Origin of the sequence: Acrocarpospora catenulata (genome assembly GCF_018476525.1) — a bacterium.
In the GTDB taxonomy this organism is placed as follows: Bacteria; Actinomycetota; Actinomycetes; order Streptosporangiales; family Streptosporangiaceae; genus Acrocarpospora; species Acrocarpospora catenulata.
Window position 1 is genome coordinate 36,759 of sequence record NZ_JAHCST010000034.1, and the last position, 23,468, is coordinate 60,226.

Below are 23,468 nucleotides of genomic sequence, written 5' to 3' on the forward strand. Positions count from 1 at the left end.
GCCAGGCGCTCGTCTCGACCAGGTCAAGGACCCGGCGACGCTTGCCCCTTGCGTGAGGGGAACTCGGGCGGTCGGCGGGCCGCGAAGGCCGCCAGGCCCTCGCGGGCGTCGGGCGAGGTGAACGCCCGCTGCCCGTAGAGCGCCTCGGCGTGGAACGCCTGGTCGAGCGGGAGGTCGCCCAGGCGCAGAACGGCCTCCTTGATCGTCGCGACCGCGGTGCCGGACAGCTCGCCGATCCGGCGGGCCCACGCGAGCGCCGTCGGCATCACCTCCTGCGCCGGTACGACGGCGTTGAGCAGCCCCAGCCGCAGCGCTTCGGCGGCCGGGACGCGCTCGCCGAGCAACAGCAACCGCATGGCCCAGGCGTACGGGATCTGCCGGGTCAGCCGGGCGAGCGTGCCTCCGGCCGGCACCACTCCGACACCCGGCTCGGGGAGGCCGAACTCGGCGTGCTCGCTCGCGACCCGCAGGTCGGTGGAGAGCATGATCTCGAACCCGCCGCCCAGGCACAGGCCGTTGACCGCGGCGATCACCGGCTTGAACAGGCTGGTGTGCTTCTGGTGCGCGCCGTCCCAGCGGGAGATGTCGAACCGGCCCTCGGCCAGCGCGGGGATCGACTCGCTCAGGTCCGCGCCGACGCAGAACGCGCGTTCGCCCTCGCCGGTGAGGACGGCCGCGGCGATCGTGTCGTCGTCCCGCACCCGGACGAAGGCGTCGGCGAGTTCGTCGTACATGGCCAGGGTCAGCGCGTTGAGCTTGGCGGGACGGGCGAAGGAGATGATGGCCGTGGACCCGTCCCGCGCGAAGCCGATGGTCAATCAGATCACCCCCGCGGCGCGGAGCTCGGCGATCCGCTGCGGGGAGAGGTCCAGCAGGCCCCGCAGTACGGCGTCGGTGTGCTCGCCGGGGCGCGGGGCGAGCGTACGCGGCCGGGCGGGGGTGACGTCGAGCTTGATCGGCTGGCCGAACATCCGCAACGGCCCGAAGTCCGGGTACTCGACGTCGACGATCATGTCGCGGGCGGCGATCTGTGGATCGTCCACCACTTCCGCGATGTTCCTGACCGCGCTCAGCGGCACCTGGTCGCCGGCCAGTTCTTCGAGTTCGGCGCGGGTGCGTGACGCGAACCAGTCGAGCAGAAGCGGACGGATCCGGTTGGAGTAGACATCGGGGTCGAACCGCTTGGCCATGGTGTCGATCTCCGGGTCACCGGCGAGTTCGGGACGGTCGAACATCGTGCACGTCAGCCGCCAGAACTTGTCGGTGTAGCCACCGAAGAAGACGTACCCGTCCTTGCACGGATACAGCTCGTACGGCCGGACGAACGGATGCTGGTTGCCCAGCGGCCTGGGCACCTCGCCGTTCACCGTGTACGACACGACCGCGTTCTCGGTCAGCGACAGCACCGAGTCCTGCTGCGACACGTCGACGAGCTGGCCCTCACCGGCACGTTCGGCGTGCCGCAGCGCGGCCAGGGTGCCGATGACGGCGTACAGGGTGGCCGACAGGTCGCCGATGATCGTGCCGACCCGGACCGGGGGCCGGTCGGCGTAGCCGTTCATCGACCACAGGCCGCCGGTGGCCTGCGCGGAGTTGTCGTAGGCCGGCCTGCTCCGGTACGGCCCGGTCTGGCCGAAGCCGGAGATGGCGGTGTAGACCAGACGGGGGTTCTCCGCGCGCAGGACGGCGGGCCCCACGCCGAGCTTGTCCATGGTGCCCGGCCGGAAGTTCTCCACCAGCACGTCGGCGCGGCGCACGAGCTGCTTGAGCAGGTCTTGCCCGTCGGGCGTCGCCAGGTCGAGGGTGAGCCCGAGCTTGCCGCGGTTGTACTGAGCGAAGAACGCGCTGAACGTGCTCCCGTCGGCGGCCGCCAGGTGAGGGGGGAAGTCGCGGGCGTAGTCCGGGTCGCTCGGCCGCTCGACCTTGATCACCGTCGCGCCGAGGTCGGCGAGGATCATCGAGCAGAACGGGCCCGCGACCACCCGGGTGATGTCCAGCACCACGACTCCGGCGAGGGGCCCGCGCCCCGCCGGGGCGGGGTCGTCGCCCTCCCAGGTCTCGGCGGTCATCGGGCGCCCACCTCCACGCGGACTCTGGTTTCCAGCAGGGTGCCACAGGATGGACTGACGAACTCCTCCAGCAGGACGGCGGGCTCTCCGGACCGGGGCCGGATCCGCACGCCGAGTTCGGCGAGGCGTTCAGCGGCGGGACGGGTCCGGATCAGAGCGTCGTCACGCCAGTCGTCGGCGGTGCTGATCAGGGCGCCGCTGGCCGGGCAGTACCAGTGGCCGTCCCGTCCCCGGTGCGGGACGGAGGCTCCGGCGACGCCGATCATCGTGTCCGGGACCGTCGCCGCGGGGGGTGTGCCGCCGAGCCGTTCCGCGCGGAGCGCGGCCCTGCGCCCGGCGGTCGCGGCGAGGTCGGCCTGGTCGCCGTCGAGCACCACGCCGTAGACGCGCTCGGCCACGGCCGCGGTCACGTAGCCGTCGCCGACGTCCCGCGCGACCCGCGCCGGGTCGCGCAGCAGGGGGTCGCCGTAGCCGCCGCCCCCGGCGATCCACTGGACGAAGACGTCGCCGCGCCGGACGGTGAGGTCGTACTGGTTGATGTCCAGCAACTGCCTGGTGGCCGCGGTGAGGTTCTCCTCGGTGGGGACGGCGCCGCCGGACATGAGCTGCCACACGTCGGTGTCGCGGCACAGCAGGTGGCCGCTGCCGCCGCCGGGCAGGCCGCCCCCGTAGCCGTCGGCGGGCACCTGGGCGCTGGGGGCGAACACGGTCTGTGTCACCTCGCTCGCGCCGTGCAGGGTCCAGGCGAACTCGTGGCCGAGGCCGCCCCGGTTCGCGCCGTGGCCCGCGCTGGCGGGGGAGAGCCGCTTCCACAGGTAGAGCACCGGGTAGAGCATCTCGTTCATCTCCACGTCCGGCAGCATGTTGTTCATCTGCGTCATCATTCCGGCGCAGTCCAGGCCGTCGGCCTCGGGCTGGGCGCCGGCCCCCATGCCGCCGCCGTCCATGTTGAACAGCACGAAGTACTCGCCGTCGTCACGGGTTCCGGCCGAGATCCCGCCCGTCCAGGAGTCGGCCCAGACGCCCTGCGTACGCTCCCGGAGCACGGGGTCGTCACTGGCCCGGCACGGCTCGTTGAACAGCTTGGTGATCAGTCTGCTCACCCGGGCCCCGGTGGTGAGGTGGCCGTTGCTGATCGGCGCCGGCGGGCGCGGGTTGACGATGCTCCCCGGCTCGGCGATCACCTCGAAGGCCGTCATGACGCCCTCGTTGAACGGCACGTCCCACGCCAGGATCGGCACGACGGCGGTGGCGACGCTGCCCACCAGAGCCCCGTAGCTGCAGTTGACGAACCCGTCGGTCTGCGGGCTGGACCCCGTGAAGTCCAGCGTGACCTGGTCGCCGCGCTTGGTCAGCGTGCATCGGACCCGGTAGAGATCGTCAGTGTGCCCGTTGTGCTCGGTCCACTCCTCCGCCTCCCAAACGCCGTCGGGCAGCCGGGCCAGCCGGTCGCGTACGACCTGCTCGGCGATCTCGAAGTTGCGCCGCGTGTACGCCCGGAAACGGTCGAGCCCGAACTCCGCGATCGTGGCGAGCAGCCGGCGGATGCCGGTGTTGTTGCTCGCCACCAGGCTGCGCACGTCGTTCCAGTACGGCACGGGGACCCGGACGTTGTTGAGCAGGATCCGCCGGACCCACTCGACCGGCTCGCCCCGCTCGAAGACCTTGACCCCGGGCGGCAGTCGCAGCGCCTCGCTGTAGCAGTCGTACGCGCCGGGCGCGAAGCCGCCGGGGGTCATGCCCCCGACGTCGAGCAGATGCGCCTGCGACTGCGCCCAGCCGATCAGCTGCTCGCCGTGGAAGATCGGGGAGATCACGTTGGTGTCCGGCGGGTGGCTCGCCCCCGCGGTGTGCGGGTCGTTGCAGATGAACGCGTCCCCCGGATACAGCGGCTCGCCCCGGATGACCTCGACGAGGTTGCGGACGGCGACGCTGCCCGACCCGATGTGGAACTGCACGTAGTCCGAGTACGCGTAGATACGTCCCTCGGGATCGAAGAGCGCGGTGTTGAAGTCACCGGCCTCGGTGATGACGGGCGATCCGGAGGACCGGATCATCGCGATGCCCATCTCCTCAACGATCGAGTCGAGGCGCATCCTGATCACTTCCAGCGTGACCGGGTCGAAGTCGTCGGATGTCGGTGAGCTCACGGGGGTCTCCTTCGATCAGGCGGCGTCGCCGGCGTGGTTCAGGCGGATGAGGAAGTGCCCGCCGTCGATGACCTCGACCGCCGCGGCCGGCGGCACGTAGACGGTGGTGTCGGGCTCCTCGATCAGGCACGGGCCCTCGGCCTTGCCGAGCGCGCCGAACCCCCGGTGCACCTCGACGCGGCGGCGGTGGCCGGACAGCGGCTCGACGACCTCCCGCGTGGTGGCGGTGTGCCGCTCCTGGCCGGGGGTCTCGGTCACGGTCTGGGTCTCGGTGCGGCCGACCGCCCGTACCCGCGAGTTGACCAGCAGCACCTCGGCCTCGGTCCACGCGGTGCCGGTGCCGAACTCGGCCTCGTAGTCCGCCACGAACCGGCGGCGCAGCGTCTCCTTGTCGCCTTCCCGGAACGGCTCCTCGGGCAGGCGTGTGGTCACCTCGAAGATCTGGCCGACGAACTTCATGTCGGCCTCGCGGAAGATCGCGCGGCGGTCCTGGGGGATGCCCTCGGCGTCGAACCAGTCGCGCGCCCGCTGTTCCAGGGCGGCGAACTCCCGCTCCAGCGTCTCGGCCGGCTGGTCCATCGTCCACGGGCTGGTCTGGACCGCGGAGAAGACCGAGTCGGCGTGCATGAGCCCGTACGCCGAGAACACGGCGGCGTTGCGCGGGATGATCACCTCGCCTACTCCCGTCTCGGCGGCGATCGCGGCGGCGAACAGCCCGCAGGCGCCGCCGAAGCCGACCAGGGTGAACTCACGGGGATCGTGCCCGCGGTTGACGGTGATCTTGCGTAGCGCGTTGGCCATCTGCGAGGTCGCCAGCCGGTACATGCCGTGCGCGGCGGCGTCCTCGGACAGCCCGAGCGGGTCGGCGAGGTGCCGCCGGATCGCCTCGCGCGCCTTGCCCGGCGACAGGGTGACCGTCCCGCCCAGGTAGTACTCGGGGTTGATCAGCCCCATGACCAGCGCGGCGTCGGTCACGGCCGGACGCTCGCCGCCCTTGCCGTAGCAGGCGGGCCCTGGCACGGAACCGGCGCTGTGCGGGCCGACGCGCAGCACCCCGCGGCCGTCGATCCAGCCCAGGCTGCCGCCCCCGGCGCCGATGGTCTCGATGTCCACCGCGGTGAGGCTGGTGGGCAGCCCGCCGATCTCGGCGCGCGGCAGCACCCGCAGCTCGTCGTCGATGATCGCGGCGGCGTCCAGGCTGGTACCGCCCATGTCGGCGGTGAGCACCCGGCGCCGGCGCAGCCGCATGCCGAGCAGGCGCGCGCCGGTCACCCCGCCGACCGGGCCGGAGTTGAACATCGAGATCGGCGCCCGCGCGGTCTCCTCGACCGAGAGGAACCCGCCGTGGACCTGCATGATCTGCACTCTGGTGCGCAGCCCCCTGGCGGCCAGGGCGTCGGCGAGCTGCTGGAAGTGGGTCGCGACGATCGGCTTGACCGCCGCGTCCAGCGCCGTCGTCACCATGCGCTCGTACTCCCGGTACACCGGCGTCAGCGCGCTGGACAGCGAGTAGGGCACGTCCGGGTGGTGTTCACGCAGATGATCGGCGATCGCCCGCTCGTGCGCGTCGTTGCGGAAGGACCACAGCAGGCACACCGCGATCGACTCGGCGCCGGCCGCCAGCACCTGCTCCACGCTCCTGCGCACGGCCTCCGGTGACAGCGGCACCAGCACGGTGCCGTGCGCGTCGACGCGTTCGGGCACCTCGACGATCAGACGCCGGTCCACGATGTCCGGCGGCGGCGCCAGCAGGTGCGAGTCGCGCTCGTCGGTACGCGCGGAGCGGGCGATCCGCAGTGTGTCCCGGAAGCCCTGGGTGGTCAGCAGCCCCACCCGGGCGTACTTCTGCTCGTCCACCGCGTTGGTGACGATGGTGTTGCCGAGCACGAACCGGTCGATCGCCGGATAGAACTCCGCCTCGCTCAGCCCGACCTGCTCGCGCAGGATGCTCAGCGCGGCGAGGATGCCGGTGGTCACATCCGGCGTCGAGAACGCCTTGCCGCGCACGGCGCGGCCGTCGGCGATGGCGACGGCGTCGGTGAAGGTGCCCCCGACGTCGATGCCCACGTCCAAAACCATGGCTGCTCAGCCTCCTTCTACTGCACCGGCTCCGGCACGGAGCTCGGCCAGGATCTGCTCGGCACGGTCGGCGCGTACCGCCTTGGCGGCGAGCATGCGCGCGACCACCGTGGGAATCTCCTCGGGGCTCGCGCCCGCGGTCACCGCCACGTTGCGCGCGTGCAGTGACATGTGTCCGCGCTGGATGCCCTCGGTGGCCAGGGCCCGCAGCGCGGCGAGGTTCTGCGCGAGCCCGACTGCGGCGACGATGCCGGCCAGCTCGCTCGCGGTCCGCACCCCCAGCAGCCGCACCGCCGCGCGCGCCACCGGGTGCACCTTCGTGGCCCCACCGACCAGGCCGACCGCCATGGGCAGTTCCAGCGAGCCGGACAGGTTGCCCTCGGCGTCGCGCTCGAAGTGGGACAGGGAGGTGTAGCGGCCGTCCGGGGCGACCGCGTGGGAGTGCGCGCCCGCCTCGACCGCGCGGGTGTCGTTGCCCGTCGCCAGCACCACGGCGGTGACGCCGTTCATGATGCCCTTGTTGTGCGTCGCCGCCCGGTACGGATCGGCCTCGGCCAGCGCCGCCGCGTGCACGATGTCCCGCACCACCTGCGCGCCCCCGAGGGCCTCGGCGTCGAAGACGGCGCGGGCCCTGGCCAGGCGCAGGTCCGCCTTGTTGGTCAGGATCCGCAGCAGGGTACGGCCTCCGGCGATCTCACCCACCCGGGCCGCCACGGCCTCCGCCATCGTGTTCACCGCGTTGGCGCCCATCGCGTCCCGCACGTCGACCACGAGGTGGAGCACGACGTAGACGTCCTCGCCCGACGGCACGAGCCGTACGGTGATGTCCCGTACGCCGCCGCCGAACTCCACCAGGCGCGGGTCCTGCGCGTTCGCCAGCTCGGCGAGCTCGCCGCGCGCCTCCAGCAACCGCAGCCGCGCCGCGTGGGGGTCGGCCGCGCCCAGCACCTGCACCTGCGCCTGCATGATCGGCGCCGAGCACGTCGTGGCGAAGCCGCCGTGGATGCGGGCGATGCGCGCGGCGTTGCTCGCCGCGGCGACCACCGACGGCTCCTCCGTCGCCATCGGCACCAGGACGTCGGATCCGTTGACCCTGAAGTTCGTGGCCACGCCTACTGGCACGCCGAGGACCCCGACCACGTTCTCGATCATGTGGTCGGCCTGGTCCAGGGTGAGCCCGGCGGCCGGATCGAGTACGTCGAGCGCGCCGGGATCGAGCCCCGCGCTCTTCGCGGCGAGGGCCCGCCGCTCTCCGGGCGACAGGTCACGCAACCCCGTCAGCCGGCTGTGAACACCCACGATGCCTCCCGCATACCGCCGAAACAGGCTGATAACCGAGCCGAAACGCAAACGGCTTGTCCGGAAGGTTAGGTCTGAGCGGAACGCCGCGCCCATGGGTGAATCACACGCCGTTGATGCCACTGCCATGTGTGAATCGACGTAGATCACAGACCGGTCGCGAGGGCGTGCATACGTACGGCCACGGTGACGCGGAAGAACGGCTCCGGCTCGCGCCACGCGGGGCCGAGTAGCAGGGTGATCCTGTCCAGGCGCTGGTTGACCGTGTTGATGTGCACGTTCAGCGCTCGCGCCGCCCGCGCCGGGCCGCAGTGCGAGTCGACGTAGGTGCGCAACGTCTTCACCAGGTCGGTCGAATGATCGCGGTCCCAGCGCAGCACCGGCCCGAGCACCGCCTGGGTGAACGCGACGATCCCGTCGCGTCCTGCGCCGAACAGGGCCAGGTACGGTTGGTAGGCCGCCGCGTTGACGGCCGTGTCCTGGATGCCCATGCCGTGCAGCAGTTCGGCGCACTGGCGTAGCGGCTCGAATCGGGCGCCCAGCTCGCCCCAGGCGGCGACGGGCGCGTCGGCCACCACGAGCACCGGCGCCCCCGTCAGCGGGCGCACGCACTCGCGGACCTCGGTCGCCGCGCTGTCGGGGTCGGCCGCGTCCGTCAGCACGACCACACAGCCCGCGTGCTCACCGGCCAGCAGGCCGGGGCGCCAGGTGCCGAGCGCCTGCACCGCCGCCCTGCGCCGGTCACGTGGCACCAGCACCGCGACGACCATGCGCAGCGACTCCAGACGGACCCCGCGGGCGCGGGCCCGCAACATCAGCTCCTCGCGGTGCGCGCCGTCGCCCAGCAGGATGTCGGAGATCAGCTCTCCGCGCACCCGCTCCTCGGCCTCGGCGACGGCCTCCCGCTTCAGCGCCAGCAGGGCCACGATCTGCGCCGCGCGCTCGATCGTGCGCCGCTCGACCGAGCCCAGCGCGAGCTCGCCGTGGCCGACGAGGATCGCGCCGAGCAGCGTCTCGGCGGCCACCACGGCGACCACGACAGACGCTCCGTCATCCGACGGGCCCAGGAACACGCACCGCCCCGTGGTACGGCTGCGCTCGACCGCGGCGCGTACGTGCGCGGTCACGGGCGAGGGCTCCCGCGAGGCGTCGGTCCGCGCCGAGGGCTCCCGCGAGGTATCGGTCCGCGCCGAGGATTCTCGCGAGGCGTCGGTTCGCGCAGAGGCGAGTGGGGCCAGGTCGCGGTCGAAGATCTCCACCGACCGTCCCAGTGAGGCGGCCAGTGTCCGGGCCACCTCGTGCGCGGTGCCCCCGCGCAGCACCGCATTGGTGAGGTCCTGATGCACCGCGCTGGCGCGTTCCCTCGCCGCCATGGTGCGTGCGAGATCCTCGTTGGCCGCCCGTGCCGCCTCGGCCGACGCGCGGGCCTGTGCCAGCAGGTGCACCGTCTGCAAGACCACGGCCGCGTGGTCGGCGAACGCCGACAGCAGGGCGATCTCCTCGGGCGTGAACGCGTGCTCGTCGCGATTGGCCGCGAACAGCACCCCCAGCACCCGGTCGCCCGCCACCAGCGGCACACCGAGCAGCGACACCAGCCCCTCGGCCCGTACGGCCTCGTCGATCTCCGCGTCATGCGGGACGTCGAGATAGTGGTCGTAGTTCGTCGTCCACTGCGGGCTGCGCGTAGACACGACCTTGCCGGCCAGGCCCTTTCCCGGAGGCACCCGAAGCCGGCGGAACGCGGGCGCGAACGTGCCCAGCGTCGAGCGCACCCGCAACTCATCGGTCTCCTGGTCGAACTCCGACAGATACGTCACGTCGGTGCCCACCAGGCCATGCGCCCGGGCCACCAGGCGGTCAAGCAGCGCGTCCAGATCGCGTAGTTCGGCCAGCTCACGCGCGCTGGACAGCAACGCGGACAGCTCCTGATCGCGCCGGCGCCACCGTGCCAGCGCCGCCCGCACCTGCCGCGTCCGCCGCAGCACGCTGTTCAGTTCGGCGCCGTCGAGCGACTCGGCGAGCGGCGCGACGGCGCGCTGCTCGTCGGCCGTCTCATCGAGCAGCAGGTCCAGCAGCCCGAGCACCGACTCCAGAGGGACCAGCGCCCGCTGCGCGGGCAATGCCATGTCCCGAGCATATGGGTCCCGTCTCACGTGCCGGAGCCAACTGGGCCGACGCGCTGATCAGGAGGATCGTCCGCATCAGGCTCCGCGGTCTAGGAAAGCTCGGCCGCCAGCGCGTGGTGGTCGGAGGCCGAACCGACGTCGATCACCTCGGCTCCCGCGAGCCGGGGTGCCAGCGGCGGCGAGAGGAGGATGTAGTCGGTGCGTGTGTCCACAGTCGCGCTCCCCCTGTTGCGCCGGGCGGTGACCCAGCGGTGCGATCGTGGCAGAGTGCGTAGCGCGTCGACCCAGCCGGCCGCATGCAGGCGGTCCATGACCTCGAAGCGGGGCGGGTGGCCGTACTTGTGCATGCCCGCTGCGGTGAGCCGGTGGTCGAGATCGGCCGGGTAGGGATCGTCACGGTCGAGCGCGTTGAGATCGCCGGCGAGTACGCACGGACGGGCGGCCAGCCGCTCCGGCGGGGCCAGTTTCAGCAACTCCTCGACCTCGGCCAGCCGTGAATCCTCATCGCTGTACACAAGATGCGTCCCGAGCAGCAGCAGCGGCTCCTCGGCGTCCGGCCACGCCAGTTCGGCCTCGACGATGCAGTGGGCCAGCGTCGGCGGCGTGTGCACACGCCGCCGGAGGATCGGTGCGCGCGACACCACACACACGTTGTAGCGTCGCCCGCTCGACCGCGCGTTCGCCACCCCGACGATCGTGTGCTTCCCGTCGGCCTGCACACCCATGGTCTCGGCGACCGCGCGCAACCTCGCGCCGTCCTCCCAGCCGACACACTCCTGCAGCACCAGCACGTCCGGCCGCGCCGCCGCGATGATCGTAAGCAGGTCCCCGAAGCGGTTCTCACCGCCGACCAGCACGTTGAGGGTCATCACCTTCATGCGCGGGCACTCAGGCGAGGCGAGGTGTCCGTGAGGCGCCGACGCGACGAGACCGCCAGGTCGCTCAAATCTCGGAGAAGGACCGGGGACGGAGGCGCCTGGAGTTCTTCGGCCACCTTCGTCCGCATCGCGTCGTCGTCCATGCGGGCCCCTGTTCCTTGACGAGTACTGCCACGGACTCGGAAACTTACGCCCCTCCGGGAAGTGATCATTCCAGGTCTGGCAGGCGATCTCTACGATCACCCATCACCTTGCCCTCAGCTCGACCGGTACCCGCGCTTGGCCGCACGCTTTCCCGACGGCGCGGTCTGACCCGCGCGCTCACTACGGACTGTCACCGACGACTGTGACCTACGCGGCGTTGCCGGCGCTGGTAGCCTCGCGCCCGTGGATCATGGAGCTGAACTTGTCGACCGGGTCATCGAGTCGGTTGCGGCCAACCCAGGTCGCCTGTTCGCCGAACACGACCGGTGGCTGGGGCCGTGGATCGAGGGTGAACCCGAGCCGATGGCGGCCGAGTCGCTGGAGAAGCTGACGCTGCCGAGTGGTCGGCCGCTCCCGCCTGGCCTGCGTAAGTGGCTGGCCTTCGACACCAGCCTCTTGCGCCGGTCCGGCTGGTTCGCCGCCGAGGACACCGGTCAGCTCGCCCGGGTCACGCTGACGGACTTCGTCCGTACGATCGAGATACGCGGGTACGAGGGCACCGACCTCGACGAGCCCGACGAGGAGGGCGTGTCCTGGAACGACATCTGGGGACGCGACGCGCTTCAACCTTTGTCCCGCTTCGAGGAATGCCTGCCGCTACCCAGCCCGGGACGAAGCGTCGGCCTTCATCTGGTCCTCGTGGCCGACGAACCGGACAAGTTCGGCGAGTACCCCGTGTTCTACTACGCCGACCTCGCTCGCGACGTGCCGGAATTCGGCGTGCAGTACCCCGGCTTCGACGTGTACCTCGCGCACATGGCCGGCGTGCTGGACATCGATTTCTCACGCGGGATCACCGCCCTGGAGACCCACCCGGACTACGGCTCCCGAATGCGTCACCACGCTCAGCACTGCTTCAACGGCGCATTCAGCGGATTCCCATTCGCGTAACGTGACGCCCTTGCCGCCGTCACGGAGGAGAAGCGGTTGGCGGCCAGAGGCGAGCTGATCGACGCGATCACGACATCAGGGCGCCAAACCAGAGTTGTTCATACTGCTCGATGTACTCCGCGTCGCTCCGCCACGCGTCACCGTGACCCTCATGCCACAGCCTCGCCCATGGCTGGACACCGTCGATGGCTTGCTGCCGAAGGAAATCATGCATTGCACGAGTGCGCTGGCTGAGCAGTGGCGCTAAGCACTGACGCTGGGCCTCATCCAGTCCGTACGCGTCAGCGAAGATCCGTAGCCGCATCGCGGCGTCGTCACGCTGCCAGGTCGGGTGCGCCGACAGCGGGACGAATCCGTGCAGAGCGTAGGCGACATCCCACAAGCGGGTCCCGGGCCCTGCTCCGTCCCAATCGATGAACACCCACTCCTGATCACCGTTCACCACCAGATTCCACGGAGCCAGATCGTGATGAGCGATGATGTCGGCACCGTCCGCCGGGATGAACACCCGCCAGCAGGCGTCTGCCGGCGGTACGAAGCCCTGCACCGCGTCATGGAAATCTCGGATCAGACGCGCGACGCGCGCAAGCCGATGGACGGGATCCAGCAGGGCGAAATGATCCGGCCATACGACCGCGCCGGGCACGAAGGTCAGCACCTCACGCCCTCGGTCGTCGATACCGAGAGGGCGAGGAGCACCTGGAAATCCCACCTCATGCAGATGAGTGAGCAAGGCGTGTACGGCGGGCGTCCAGGGACCGGCAGGACGACGCACCGTGTCTCCCACCCGAACAACTCCGATACTGACATTTCCGCCAGAGAGCGGCTCTTCATCAGGCTGCACATCGTCCATGTCCGGCAGTAAACCCGGACCGCTCTCAACCGGCGACAGGGTTTGGGAGCGGATCAGGCGCCGGTGACGCCGTCGGCCATCTCCCGGAGTAGGTCGAGATGCCCGTTGTGTCGGGCTGTCTCCTCGATCAGATGCATGATGATCCACCTCAGGGTCACGTGCCAGCCGTCACGGATCGGTCGCTTTGCCCGGTCGTCGAGATCGTGGGAGGCGACGAGCTCGCGGTACCGGGCGCACTGGGCCTCGTATTCGGCCAGGAGTTGGGCCAGGGGCACCTCTACGGCGATGCGCATCTCCCGGTCAGGGTCGTCGTCCGTCCACGGTCCGCGGTCTTCCTCCCCGAGGAAGACGATCTGGAACCAGGAGTACTCGACCCAGCGCAGATGGCTCACGAGGCCGGACATCGTCATCAGCGGCGAGGTGGACAGGGGAGCGCTGCGCGCGTGCTCCTCCGATACTCCGTCGCATTTTGCATGAACGGTGGCCCTGACGTAGTCGAGGAAGGTGGTGAGCGTGGGACGCTCGTCCCAGTCCTGGGGCGTGTCAGTTCGGATCATGAGCCGAATCCTGGTCGACGGCCACGCGGGTGTCGATTGATTTCCCGCCTCGGGGCAGGGGCGGCCGGATGTGCCCAGCCAGGCTGATTCCACCGGAGGCCTCGACCCCAGGGTGGGGACCGGCGACGACGAGGGCGGGCCGCCGATTGGCGGCCCGCCCGGCTGGTTGGGGCTGGGGTCAGCCGTTGGCCGTGGTGAAAGCGGCCGTTCCGCCGACGAGGGGCAGGGTGACCGTGCTCTTTGTCGTGTCGAGGTGCAGGGTCGCGCCGGGGGTGGGGCGGATGGTGTACTCGTAGTCGCTCGACAGCAGCACGATGCCGATGCGGTGTCCCGTCTGGAACACGTAGTCATGCGGCTGCATGTCGAAGTCGAGGCGGTACGGGCTGCCCGGCTTGACCGGCTCGGTCTTCGAGATCGACTTGCGGTTCTGCGGGTCCGCCCAGCCCCGGGTGATGATCTTCGCCTTGCCGTTCTGGTCGTAGTCCACGAGCAGGGCCGTGACGTTCGCGGCCGGCTGGTCGTAGCTCATCCGCAGCGACACCAGCGGCGTGCCGCTGAGCCGGACCGCGCCGGTCAGCGTCCCCGACTTGTACGCGAGGCGGTTGGGGGACGTGACGGCGTCGGAGAGGGCCAGCGCCCGCTTCGAGGCGTCGTCCACGATGGTCTCGGTCACCGGCTGGCCCACGCGGGTCTTGTCGTCGGTGAGGACGCCGAAGGTCCCGTCCGTGCTGGGGGCCAGGTTGAGCTCGGTGGCCGCCGCGGCCGGTTCGGGCCACTCGGGGTATTCGACCAGCGTCCTGTCCTCGCGCTGGACCAGCGCCCGAGGGTCGTTCTCCACGCCGTTCTCGTAGCCCCACAGGTAGCGGGTGAACCAGCGGTTGAGCACGTTGAGGCTGGGGGAGCCGCCGTGCCCGCCCTGGTGCAGGTAGATCTTGTGCGGGACGCCGCGCGCCTTGAGCGCCTCGTACCACTGCGCGGCGTGCTTGGTCTTGACGTTCCAGTCGTTGAGCCCGTGCGCGACCAGCACCGCCGCGTGGACCTTGTCGACGTCGTTCATGTAGTTGCGCTCGTCCCAGAAGGCGCTGTAGTCGCCGGTGACCCGGTCCTGCGCGTTCGCGAGCTGTTCGATGACGCTCTGGCAGATCTGCTTGTCCGCGCGGGTGTAGACGTACTCGGCGAGCACGTCGGCGTCCTCGCCCTGGTAGCCGCCGGGTGCGACCACGGCGCCGTTCGCGCGGTAGTAGTCGTACCAGCTGGAGATCGCCGAGATCGGCACGATGGCCTCAAGGCCTTCGACGCCGGTGCTCGCGACCGCGTTGGGCAGGGTGCCGTTGTACGAGGTGCCGATCATGCCGACCTTGCCGGTCGTCCAGGTCGCCGTGACTTCCCTGCCGCTGGCGTCATACGCCTTCGCGCGGCCGTTCAGCCAGTCCACGACGGACTTGGCGCCGATGGTCTCGTTGCGCCCACCGGTGGTCGGGCAGCCGTCGGACTTGCCGCTGCCCAGCGACTCGGCGTGGACCACCGCGAAGCCGCGGGGCAGCCAGTTGGACTCGTGGCTGGTGCTGATGGCGGGCTGCGGGCCGGTGCCGGTCGCGGCCTCCTCGGCGTCGGCCGTGGCGGTCGTGGCGGCCAGCCGCTCGTCGGTCGCCGGCTCCTTCACCGAACCGCCGCGGTTCTGCCAGCCCTTGCCCGGGCGGAGCGCCTCGTGGAGTTCGTGATTGACGTTGTGGTTCGTGATCGGGTTGCCGCCCGCGTAGTACGGGCTGACCTCGTACACGACGGGCGATTTCAAGCCGGCCGTCTCGGTCTCCCGGAGCCGGGTGACCTCGGCGTGCACCCGGTCGTTCCGGCCGTCGCCGTCACTGTCGATCGGGGTCTCGATCCACATCTCCTCGCGGATCCAGTCGTTGCGGTTCGTGGAGAACACCGGCTGGGCCATGCCGTCCACGAAGACCGGTCCGACGGCCGCGTTGGCGGTGGCCGAGATCGCGGGAACCCCGGCAAGGGTCATGGCGGCGGCGAGACCCAGAGCAGCGGTGCCGCGGCGTAAAGAGGTTGGTGCCAGTTGGCCCATTCTCCGGCGTGACAAAGACATGGCAAACCTTCCCGAACGATCAGCTAGGGACCGGAAAATCGGCGCCATGCAGGTCGGTGGACCGAAAGAAGGCGCCCCAAGAATGATCTAGGCTCGCCGAATGTCATTCGATGGCTGTTTTGTCTCAGTTCAATCTCGATCAGGCCATTTAGGGCATTTGTTGCTGTGGAGACGCCCGTCACCCCTGGCGCCGGTACCTGCCGGGTGCGGTGCCGTACCGGCGTTTGAAGGCGTTGGCGAAGGCGAACTCGGAGGTGTAGCCGACCTGGCCGGCGATGGTGCTCAGCGGGGCGTCGGTCTGCCGGAGGAGTCGTGCGGCGGTGGTCATGCGCCACCACGTGAGGTAGGTCAGCGGTGGCCGGCCGACGAGGGCGGCGAAGCGGCGGGCGAACGGGGCGCGTGACAGCCGGGCCTCGGCGGCCAGCGCGGCGACGGTCCACGGCCGTGCGGGGTCGTTGTGCATGGCCTGTAGCGCTGTGGCGGTGGCGGGGTCGTTGAGTGCCGCGGCCCAGCCCGTGGCGCGGGGTGTGTCGCGGAGCCCGCTGCGCAGGATGTACAGCAGGAGCGTGTCGAGCAACGCCGGGATGAGCGCGTCGGTGCCGAGGCGGGGCCGTGCCAGTTCGGTGGCGAGCAGGTCGACGGTGGCCCGGAGCTCGGGGCGCTGGTCGAGATGAGCGGGTATGAGGACCAGTTCCGGCAGGTCATGCAGGAGCGGGTGGATGAGGGCCGGGTCGAGTTCGTAGGCACCGCAGAGGATCACGGTGGCCGGGCCGCCGGTGCCGGAAGGGGTGCCGTCGGTGTCGACGGCGTATCGCCGCAGAACGGCGAGGTCGTCTGGACGGCACGCCGGTGCGGTGGACCGGGTGGACGGGCTGTCGGCCAGGGCGTGGCCCTGACCGTGGGGACGGAACACGACGTCCCCGGCGGCCAAGGGCAGTGGGTCGTCGCCCGGCCGGATGAGCCAGCACGCCCCCTGCAGGATCACCTGGAAGCCCACGGCACCGGGCACGGGAGCGAACCGCTGCGCCCAAGGGGCGTGCCAGGTGACCTGCACCGAACGAGGCTGGCCGGTACGCATGACCGCGAGCACGTCGCTCAGCACATCCATCGCGCGAGTCTATGACCGAGACGATCACGTATAAAACGAGGATCATTAAGCATTCAGCGTCTTCAGTCCCGTTCGTAGGTTGGGCGCATGAAAGCTATGCGAATCCATCAGTACGGCGATGTGTCGGTCATCCGGCATGACGATGTTCCCCGCCCGGTGCCTGGCGACGGCCAGGTGCTCCTCCACGTCGCCGCGACATCGTTCAACCCGTCCGAGATCGGGTTGCGCCGCGGCTTGCTGCGCTCGGTGTTCCCGCTCGACCTGCCGTACACCCTTGGCGGTGATGTCGCCGGGGTCGTCGCCGAGGTCGGTGCGGGAGTGTCCGCGTTCGCCGTCGGAGACCGGGTCATCGGCCGGCTCGACGGTGGCGCGGCGGCCGAGTACGCGATCGCCCCGGCCGAGGTCCTGGTGGCGGCGCCCGCCTCCGTTCCGCTGGCCCATGCCGCGGCCATGCCGATCGCCGGGGTCACCGCGTGGCAGGCGGTCGAGCACGCGGACCTCAAGCCGGGCCGGCGGGTGCTGGTCAACGGCACGGGCGCGGTCGGCAGGTTCGCCGTTCAGCTGGCCAAGCACCTCGGGGCGTACGTGATCGCCACCGCGGGCCCACGCGGCGCCGAGGCGGTCCGGCGGCTGGGCGCCGATCGGATCGTCGACTACACCACCACATCTGTGGTCGACGCGCTGGACGAGCCGGTGGACGCGCTGCTCAACTTCGCCGTGATCGACTCCTCGCAGGCCGCGGAGCTGGTGCCGCTGATCCGGCCGGGTGGTGTGCTGGTGTCCGCCACGGTCGAGGTCGGACAGTTCGCCACAGCGCAGCTCAGAGCAGTGCGCTTCGTGGTGCGCAACGACACCGATCACCTCGCCGCCTTGGTGAAGCTGGTCGACGCCGGCGTGGTGCGTGTCGACGTCGCCGCGTCCCGCCCGCTCACCGAGCTTCCGTCGGTACACCGTGAGGCTGAGACCGGCCGGCTCCCAGGTAAGACGGTTCTCGTCCCGGGAAGGAGCCCGGTATGAGCTGGTCATTGGAAGGCAACGAGTCCGACCTGGCCATATGGAGGGGGACCTGGATCGCGGGCCTGGCCTTCTCGCTCGGCTGACGGGCTGTTATCGTCAGTTCGACGATTATGGAGGTCGTGGTGGCGCTGACCGATGTGCTGGGCCCGCTGCTGGAGCCTGCGATCACCCTCGGTGGGGTGTCGACGAGTTGGGCGGAGCTGCTCGGGTTCGCGACGGGGGTGCTCACCGTCTGGCTGGTGGTCCGCCAGCATGTCTGGAACTGGCCGATCGGTGTGGCGAACGTCGTTCTGCTCGGGCTCGTGTTCCTGGCCGTCGGCCTGTACGCGGATGCCGCGCTGCAGATCGTCTACGTCGTCCTCGGCCTCTACGGCTGGTGGCAGTGGCTGTACGGGGGAGCCGGGCGGACCTCGCTCACCGTGTCCAGGGCCGGTCGCGTCGAGTTGGCCGCGCTCGTCCTCGCGGGCGCCGCCGTGACCGTGCTGCTCACGGTCGTGCTGTCGGTGTGGACCGACTCGTCCGTGCCGGTGTGGGACGCGCTGACGACCGCGCTGTCCCTGATGGCGACGTACGGCCAGTGCCGCAAGCTGCTGGAGTCATGGTGGCTCTGGATCGCCGCGGATCTCATCTACATCCCGCTTTATGCGTACAAGAACCTCTATCTCACCAGCGCCCTGTACGTGATCTTCCTGGCGCTGTGCGTCGCCGGGCTGCTCGCGTGGCGCCGCGACCTGGCCTCCCGGGCGGCTTCCGCGGCGGTGTCCGCGGCATGACCGGCCGATTCGCGCACGGTCTCGTCATCGGCAAGTTCTATCCGCCGCACGCGGGCCACCACCACCTCATCGACACCGCCGCGGAGCACTGTGCGCTCGTCACGGTGGTCGTGGCGGCGTCGAGCGTGGAGAGCATCCCCGTGGCCTGTCGTGCGGCGTGGCTGCGGGAGGCGCATCCGCAGCCGAACGTGGTGGTGGCGCCGGTGATCGACGACATCGAGATCGACTACGACGACCCGGAGATCTGGGCCGCGCACGTCGAGGTGTTCCGGCACGCGCTGGTCCTGGCCCACGGCGCGCACGGCCCCGAGGTCGACGCCGTGTTCTCCGCCGAGCCGTACGGCCCCGAGCTGGCCCGCAGGTTCGCGGCCGAGCACGTGGCAATCGACCCCGGGCGCGAACGCCACCCGGTGAGCGGGACCATGGTGCGGGAGAACCCCATGGCCGCCTGGCCCTGGCTGACCCCGGCCGTGCGGGCGTATCTGGCCTGGCGCGTCGTGGTCGTGGGCGCCGAGTCGACCGGTACGACCACACTCGCCCGCGCACTGGCCGATCACTATGCGGGCCGGGGAGGCGTCTGGGCCGCCACCCGGTGGGTGCCCGAGTACGGCAGGACGTACTGCGAGGAGAAGCTCGCCCTGGCCTGCCGAGCCGCCAGGGCGGCGGGGGAACCCGAGCCGTGGCTGGACGACCTCCACTGGGAGCCGGAGGAGTTCACCCTGATCGCGGAGAGACAGCTCGCGTGGGAGGAGGCCGCCGCACGGGTCGGCTCGCCGCTGCTGTTCTGCGACACGGACGCACTCAGTACGGCCCTGTGGCACGAGCGCTACCTCGGTACGGTGAGCCAGGACGTCCTGCGCGTCCACGAGCGGGCCCGGCACGACCTGTGGATCCACACAAGCGTCGACGGCATGCCGTTCGAGCAGGACGGCTGGCGCGACGGCGAGCACGTCCGCCACGAGATGGACCGGCGGTTCCGCGAGGAACTCGCCGATCGCGGGCTTCCGCACGTCGTCGTCACAGGGCCGCACAAAGCTCGCCTGGCCACCGCGATCCAGGCGGTGGACGCCCTGGTAGCCGCCGGCCGCCCCTTCGCGCCGCCGCTCCAGCCCCGCCTGAGAGCCCTTGGCCGCGAACCGTAGCGACCGGGGAAGCGTCTCTTTAGGCATGCGGATCTTTGTCATCGCGGGAGCCATGGCGATGCTGGCGGCCTGTGGGACTGTGCGGGGAACGGACACCGCGACTATGGGCGACTTCACCGCCCGGGCACAGGAGGTGGCCGAGCGTTGGGAGGGCTCGCCGGAGGAACGAGGATGGCGTGCGGGCTTCGTCCCGCTGGAGACCCTGGCACTGGGAACGGACTGGCGGAAGGCGCCGAAGTGGGCGCCGGTCAGCGAGCTCAACAGCGTCTGGAAGCTGGAGATGGATCTCTCGGCGGCGCAACCCGCCCCGGCCGTCCTGAACTGGGAGGACGGGTCCACGCTGACCGTGCCGGTCGTCTCGGCCAGGGCCGCCTATGACCGGATGAGCAAGCCCAGGGCCTTCGTGGACGAAAAGTGCCCGGCCGCGGGGTGCCGACCGTTACGCGTGATCGGCGCCACGATGGGCGAGGCGACCGTGGCCAGCAGCCGGGGGCCGGTCCGGGTGCCCACGTGGGATTTCAGAGTGGAAGGCGTCCCAGGGCCGTTCCGGCGGGTCGCCGTGGACCCGTCCGCGATAAGCGCGCCACCGCAGTGGCGAAAGGGCGAGATGCAGGAGGCGTTCACCTACGAGACGGTCACGCCGGACGAACTGGAACTGCGCTACGGGCACGGCACATGCGACACGACGCACGGTGCGAGGGTGTATGAGACCTCGGGCGTGGTGGTCGTCGATGTGGATGTACGGCCCGAGGACGTCACGGTCTGCAACGCGATGATGCGCATCGACCAGATCAAGGTGAAGCTCGGCGGCGCTCTCGGTGACCGGGTGGTGCTGGATTCCAGTAGTGGCCTGCCCCTGTTGCGGGGAGAGGTGGGCATCCATCTGGCTCAGGGTTTCCCGCACTTCGATCCACGCCAGACCTGACCGGGTCACACGCGGAGGCGGACGGCGTCCTGGCTGGGCGGGGTGCCGAACTGGCGGCGGTATTCGCGGCTGAACTGGGAAGGGCTGTCGTAGCCGACGCGGTGGCTGATGCCGGCGATGTCGTTGGGGTTGGTGGCGAGCAGGAGCCGGGCCTGCTGGAGCCGGATCTGTTTCTGGAACTGGATGGGGCTCATCGCGGTGACGGTCTGGAAGTTGCGGTAGAAGGCGGAGACGCTCATGCCCACCAGTTGTGCCACGTCCTCGACGCGGAAGGGCTGGGTGTAGTGGTCGCGGATCCACTGCACCGCGCGGCCGATGTGGATGACGCCGCTGTTGGCGAGGCCGAGCTGGCGCACGATGGCGCCCTGGTCGCTGGTGATGAGCCGCCAGAGGATCTCGCGTTTGATGATCGGCGCGAGCACGGTGATGTCGCGGGGCTGGTCGAGCAGGCGCAGGAGCCGGATCGCCGCGTCGATCATTTCGTCCGGCGCGTCGCTGACCGCGATGGCCGAGTGGGCGCCGTTGCCGATGTGCGGGAGGTCGCCGGGGGCCGCCTGGAGCAGCAGCTCGGCGATCATGGGCGGGTGCAGGGTCAGGCCGATGCCGAGTGCCGGGGTCTCCGTGAAATGGCCGTTGACCGGCAGGTCGACCGAGGTGACGAGAAACTGCCCGGCGTGGTACTCATACACCCGATCGCCCAGCGCCAGCCGTTTCGTGCCCTGCGCGATGAGCGCCAGCACCGTGCCGGACATCGACGGCGACGGCGGATACGGCCGATCGGCCTTGGAGATGAGCACGCCGTCGATGGCGGTGCTCTGATCGGGCCGGGCGTGGCGACTGATCAGGGAGCGCAACTCGTCGAGGGCCATGGCCCCTGATTGAAGCACCCGGCCACGGTTCCTGGCAAAGAGAGGATTGTGCAAGGATGCACGATCCTTCTCACTTCGGACGAAGGCTAACCAAGTGGACGCCAAGTTGAGCGATGGGTGGGGTCCAAGTGGTGTTTGTCAGGCTTCTCGCGACATCAAGCAACAATCCTCATGGGGGAGAAGTGCCGAGAAGCATTCGTGCCCTGGCGTCCATCGCCACGGCCGCCGCCGTTTTCGCCAGCGTGGTGGCGACATCCCAGCCGGCCCAGGCCAGCTTCCACGGACTGTGGAACGCCGACAACTCCTGGTACCAGGGCGACAGCAGGATTTTCACGACCAGCAAGGACGCGCTGCCGTCGTACTACTCCGACAAGATCAGCTCGATCCGGAACCTCGACTCCGTCGCCTGGGTCCTGTTCGACGACAAGTACTACCAGGACCGCCGCTTCTGCATCCGGCCCGGAGAGTCCGTCCCGGACCTCGGCGCGCCGATGTGGAAGTTCAACGACAAGACCTCGTCCGTAATGCGACTGAACACCGCCAGCTGCTCGGGGTACGTGCCCTTCTACTACTGATGTACCAGGGGTGCCGCCCGGCGCGCTGGGTGGCACCCGTCAGGCAGGAATCACTCACCGAGCCGCTCGGCCACGTCCATCCAGTCGAGTTCCGTGGACTCCCGCTGGGAGGCGATCTCGCGTAGCTCGGTGCCGAGTTTCGCCAGGCGTTCGAAGTCGCTGGCGGCCTCGGCCATCTGGGCGTGTACGAGGGTTTCGCGTTCCGCGAGTTTGTCCAGTTGGCGTTCCAGGCGGTTGAGTTCCTTCTGGAGTTCGCGCTGTTCCTTGGCGGAGAGACCGGCCGGTGCGGGGGCGGCGGTGGGGGCGGGCGCGGGTGTGGTGGTGGCGGCGCGGGCGGACTGGGCGGTTCCGGCGGCTCGGCGGGTCAGGTACTCGTCCACGCCGCCGGGCAGCATCGAGAGCCTGCCGTCCCCGAGCAGCGCCACCGTACGGTCGGAGACCCGCTCAAGGAAGTAGCGGTCGTGGCTGACCACCACCAGCGTGCCGGGCCAGCCGTCGAGCAGGTCCTCCAGCTCGGTGAGGGTCTCGATGTCCAGGTCGTTGGTGGGCTCGTCGAGCAGCAGCACGTTCGGCTCGTCCATGATCAGCCGGAGCAGCTGGAGCCGCCGCCGCTCCCCGCCGGACAGGTCGCCGATCACCTTCCACTGCGCCTCGCCCCGGAAGCCGAGGCGTTCCAGCAGCTGGGAGGCCGACCACTCCTTCTTGCCGACGGTGACGTACTTGCGGATCTCCTCCACCGTCTCCAGCACCCTGGCGGCCGGGTCCAGCTCGGCCAGCTCCTGGGAGAGGTGGGCCAGTTTGACCGTGCGCCCCTCCACCAGCCGCCCGGAGTCGGGCGAAACCGAGCCGGAGAGCAGGCGGAGCACCGTCGACTTGCCCGAGCCGTTGACCCCGATCAGGCCGATCCGGTCGCCGGGGCCGAACTGCCAGGTGCAGCGGTCCAGCACCAGCGGGCCCGCCCCCGGACCGCCCGCGTGCAGGGTCACGTCCTCCAGGTCGTAGACGGTCTTGCCCAGCCGGGCGGAGGCGAACTTGAGCAGTTCCACGGTCTCCCGCGGCGGCGGCACGTCGGCGATCAGCGCCTCGGCGGCGTTGATCCGGAACTTGGGCTTGGAGGTGCGGGCCGGCGGGCCCCGCCGCAGCCAGGCGATCTCCTTGCGCATCAGGTTCTGCCGCCGCTCCTCCGCGGCCTGCGCCAGGCGCGACCGCTCCGCCTTGGCCAGCACGTACGCCGCGTAGCCGCCGTCGTAGCGTTCGACCGAGCCGTCCACCACCTCCCAGGTCCGGGTGGAGACCGCGTCGAGGAACCACCGGTCGTGGGTGACCACGACCAGCGCCGACCGGCGGGCGGCCAAATGCCCGGCCAGCCAGGCGATGGCCTCGATGTCCAGGTGGTTGGTGGGCTCGTCCAGCACCAGCAGGTCGTCGTCGCCGACGAGCAGCCGGGCCAGCGCGGTCCGCCGCCGCTCGCCGCCGGACAGCGCTCCCGCCTGGGCCGCGAGCTCGATGTCGCCGAGCAGGTTGGCCAGGATCTCCCTGATCCTGGCGTCGCCCGCGTACTCGTGCTCCGGCCGGTCGCCCAGGACCAGTTCCCGGACGGTCGCCTCGGCGGCGAACTCGTCGCGCTGGCCGAGCACGCCGACCCGGAGGTTGCGGGTGTGGGTGACCCGGCCGGTGTCGGGCTTCAGACGGCCCGCGATGATCGAGATGAGCGTGGTCTTGCCGCCGCCGTTGCGGCCGACCACGCCGATGCGGTCGCCCTCCTCGACACCGAGCGAGACGCCCGTGAGCAAAGGCTTGGGACCGTAGGCATGGGAGACGGATTCAAGGTTGACCAGATTCATCGCCTGGTAAG

Annotated in this window: 19 protein-coding genes; 6 read left to right on the top strand and 13 right to left on the bottom strand. The window is 70.3% G+C overall.

The features are described from left to right. Positions 1–23: 23 nt before the first annotated feature. The 7 genes from KIP79_RS28495 to KIP79_RS28525 form a co-directional block, all read right to left on the bottom strand. A complete protein-coding gene (locus KIP79_RS28495) occupies positions 24–818 on the bottom strand; it encodes an enoyl-CoA hydratase/isomerase family protein (protein WP_214108016.1) in 795 nt (264 codons plus the stop codon). Beyond that, a complete protein-coding gene (locus KIP79_RS28500; protein ID WP_214108017.1) occupies positions 819–2,069 on the bottom strand; it encodes a CaiB/BaiF CoA transferase family protein in 1,251 nt (416 codons plus the stop codon). Next, positions 2,066–4,219 (bottom strand): hydantoinase B/oxoprolinase family protein, encoded by a 2,154-nt coding sequence (locus KIP79_RS28505; RefSeq protein ID WP_214108018.1) that lies wholly within the window; start codon positions 4,217–4,219, stop codon positions 2,066–2,068. Before KIP79_RS28505 ends, KIP79_RS28500 begins: the two co-directional genes overlap by 4 nt. Before the next feature lie 15 nt (positions 4,220–4,234). After that, positions 4,235–6,298, bottom strand: a complete 2,064-nt coding sequence (locus KIP79_RS28510; protein ID WP_214108019.1) for a hydantoinase/oxoprolinase family protein — start codon at positions 6,296–6,298, stop codon at positions 4,235–4,237. Positions 6,299–6,304: 6 nt separating this feature from the next. Beyond that, positions 6,305–7,597: a hydroxymethylglutaryl-CoA reductase, degradative gene (locus KIP79_RS28515; protein ID WP_214108020.1), complete on the bottom strand. Its 1,293-nt coding sequence runs from the start codon at positions 7,595–7,597 to the stop codon at positions 6,305–6,307. A 146-nt stretch (positions 7,598–7,743) separates the two neighbouring features. Further along, positions 7,744–9,723, bottom strand: a complete 1,980-nt coding sequence (locus KIP79_RS28520) for a helix-turn-helix domain-containing protein (RefSeq protein ID WP_214108021.1) — start codon at positions 9,721–9,723, stop codon at positions 7,744–7,746. 89 nt (positions 9,724–9,812) lie between these two features. Beyond that, a complete protein-coding gene (locus KIP79_RS28525; protein ID WP_214108022.1) occupies positions 9,813–10,601 on the bottom strand; it encodes an endonuclease/exonuclease/phosphatase family protein in 789 nt (262 codons plus the stop codon). Between the two features lie 387 nt (positions 10,602–10,988). Between KIP79_RS28525 and KIP79_RS28530 the strand changes: the two genes are divergently transcribed. Continuing rightward, complete coding sequence (locus KIP79_RS28530) at positions 10,989–11,696, top strand: hypothetical protein (RefSeq protein WP_214108023.1); 708 nt, start codon at positions 10,989–10,991, stop codon at positions 11,694–11,696. Positions 11,697–11,763: 67 nt separating this feature from the next. Here KIP79_RS28530 and KIP79_RS28535 read toward each other — a convergent pair whose 3' ends face one another. The 4 genes from KIP79_RS28535 to KIP79_RS28550 form a co-directional block, all read right to left on the bottom strand. Then, entirely contained in the window at positions 11,764–12,549 is a 786-nt protein-coding gene (locus KIP79_RS28535; RefSeq protein ID WP_214108024.1) for a phosphotransferase enzyme family protein, read from the bottom strand. A gap of 53 nt (positions 12,550–12,602) precedes the next feature. Further along, positions 12,603–13,106 (bottom strand): DinB family protein, encoded by a 504-nt coding sequence (locus KIP79_RS28540; RefSeq protein WP_214108025.1) that lies wholly within the window; start codon positions 13,104–13,106, stop codon positions 12,603–12,605. Between the two features lie 178 nt (positions 13,107–13,284). Next, positions 13,285–15,120: a Xaa-Pro dipeptidyl-peptidase gene (locus KIP79_RS28545; protein ID WP_214108026.1), complete on the bottom strand. Its 1,836-nt coding sequence runs from the start codon at positions 15,118–15,120 to the stop codon at positions 13,285–13,287. Positions 15,121–15,382: 262 nt separating this feature from the next. Then, entirely contained in the window at positions 15,383–16,312 is a 930-nt protein-coding gene (locus KIP79_RS28550) for an AraC family transcriptional regulator (protein WP_214108027.1), read from the bottom strand. A gap of 87 nt (positions 16,313–16,399) precedes the next feature. Here KIP79_RS28550 and KIP79_RS28555 point away from each other — a divergent pair, with 87 nt between their 5' ends. The 4 genes from KIP79_RS28555 to KIP79_RS28570 all read left to right on the top strand — a co-directional run bounded on the left by KIP79_RS28555 (position 16,400) and on the right by KIP79_RS28570 (position 20,169). Beyond that, positions 16,400–17,329: an NADP-dependent oxidoreductase gene (locus KIP79_RS28555; protein ID WP_214108028.1), complete on the top strand. Its 930-nt coding sequence runs from the start codon at positions 16,400–16,402 to the stop codon at positions 17,327–17,329. 122 nt (positions 17,330–17,451) lie between these two features. Next, complete coding sequence (gene pnuC / locus KIP79_RS28560) at positions 17,452–18,102, top strand: nicotinamide riboside transporter PnuC (protein ID WP_214108029.1); 651 nt, start codon at positions 17,452–17,454, stop codon at positions 18,100–18,102. Beyond that, on the top strand, positions 18,099–19,244 hold the full coding sequence (locus tag KIP79_RS28565) for an AAA family ATPase (protein ID WP_214108030.1): 1,146 nt from the start codon (positions 18,099–18,101) through the stop codon (positions 19,242–19,244). The genes pnuC and KIP79_RS28565 overlap by 4 nt, the downstream gene beginning before the upstream one ends. A 25-nt stretch (positions 19,245–19,269) precedes the next feature. Then, positions 19,270–20,169: a hypothetical protein gene (locus KIP79_RS28570; protein ID WP_214108031.1), complete on the top strand. Its 900-nt coding sequence runs from the start codon at positions 19,270–19,272 to the stop codon at positions 20,167–20,169. Between the two features lie 5 nt (positions 20,170–20,174). Here the strand turns inward: KIP79_RS28570 and KIP79_RS28575 are convergent, their stop codons facing one another. Then, positions 20,175–21,056, bottom strand: a complete 882-nt coding sequence (locus KIP79_RS28575; RefSeq protein WP_308169935.1) for an AraC family transcriptional regulator — start codon at positions 21,054–21,056, stop codon at positions 20,175–20,177. 164 nt (positions 21,057–21,220) lie between these two features. On the opposite strand from KIP79_RS28575, the gene KIP79_RS28580 reads away from it, so the two are divergent. After that, positions 21,221–21,613 carry a beta/gamma crystallin family protein gene (locus KIP79_RS28580; RefSeq protein ID WP_214108032.1) on the top strand — a complete coding sequence of 131 codons (393 nt, stop codon included), beginning with the start codon at positions 21,221–21,223 and terminating at the stop codon, positions 21,611–21,613. 50 nt (positions 21,614–21,663) lie between these two features. Here KIP79_RS28580 and KIP79_RS28585 read toward each other — a convergent pair whose 3' ends face one another. Continuing rightward, on the bottom strand, positions 21,664–23,457 hold the full coding sequence (locus tag KIP79_RS28585) for an ABC-F family ATP-binding cassette domain-containing protein (RefSeq protein ID WP_214108033.1): 1,794 nt from the start codon (positions 23,455–23,457) through the stop codon (positions 21,664–21,666). Between the last annotated feature and the right edge of the window lie 11 nt (positions 23,458–23,468).

Excerpts from the sequence above, each read along its gene's own strand:
- KIP79_RS28585 (WP_214108033.1), bottom strand. The coding sequence starts at position 23,457 with ATGAATCTGGTCAACCTTGAATCCGTCTCCCATGCCTACGGTCCCAAG.
- KIP79_RS28535 (WP_214108024.1), bottom strand. The coding sequence starts at position 12,549 with ATGGACGATGTGCAGCCTGATGAAGAGCCGCTCTCTGGCGGAAATGTC.
- KIP79_RS28555 (WP_214108028.1), top strand. The coding sequence starts at position 16,400 with ATGAAAGCTATGCGAATCCATCAGTACGGCGATGTGTCGGTCATCCGG.
- KIP79_RS28500 (WP_214108017.1), bottom strand. The coding sequence starts at position 2,069 with ATGACCGCCGAGACCTGGGAGGGCGACGACCCCGCCCCGGCGGGGCGC.
- KIP79_RS28525 (WP_214108022.1), bottom strand. The coding sequence starts at position 10,601 with ATGAAGGTGATGACCCTCAACGTGCTGGTCGGCGGTGAGAACCGCTTC.
- KIP79_RS28565 (WP_214108030.1), top strand. The coding sequence starts at position 18,099 with ATGACCGGCCGATTCGCGCACGGTCTCGTCATCGGCAAGTTCTATCCG.
- KIP79_RS28570 (WP_214108031.1), top strand. The coding sequence starts at position 19,270 with ATGCGGATCTTTGTCATCGCGGGAGCCATGGCGATGCTGGCGGCCTGT.
- KIP79_RS28545 (WP_214108026.1), bottom strand. The coding sequence starts at position 15,120 with ATGACCCTTGCCGGGGTTCCCGCGATCTCGGCCACCGCCAACGCGGCC.
- KIP79_RS28550 (WP_214108027.1), bottom strand. The coding sequence starts at position 16,312 with ATGGATGTGCTGAGCGACGTGCTCGCGGTCATGCGTACCGGCCAGCCT.
- KIP79_RS28510 (WP_214108019.1), bottom strand. The coding sequence starts at position 6,298 with ATGGTTTTGGACGTGGGCATCGACGTCGGGGGCACCTTCACCGACGCC.
- KIP79_RS28540 (WP_214108025.1), bottom strand. The coding sequence starts at position 13,106 with ATGATCCGAACTGACACGCCCCAGGACTGGGACGAGCGTCCCACGCTC.
- KIP79_RS28520 (WP_214108021.1), bottom strand. The coding sequence starts at position 9,723 with ATGGCATTGCCCGCGCAGCGGGCGCTGGTCCCTCTGGAGTCGGTGCTC.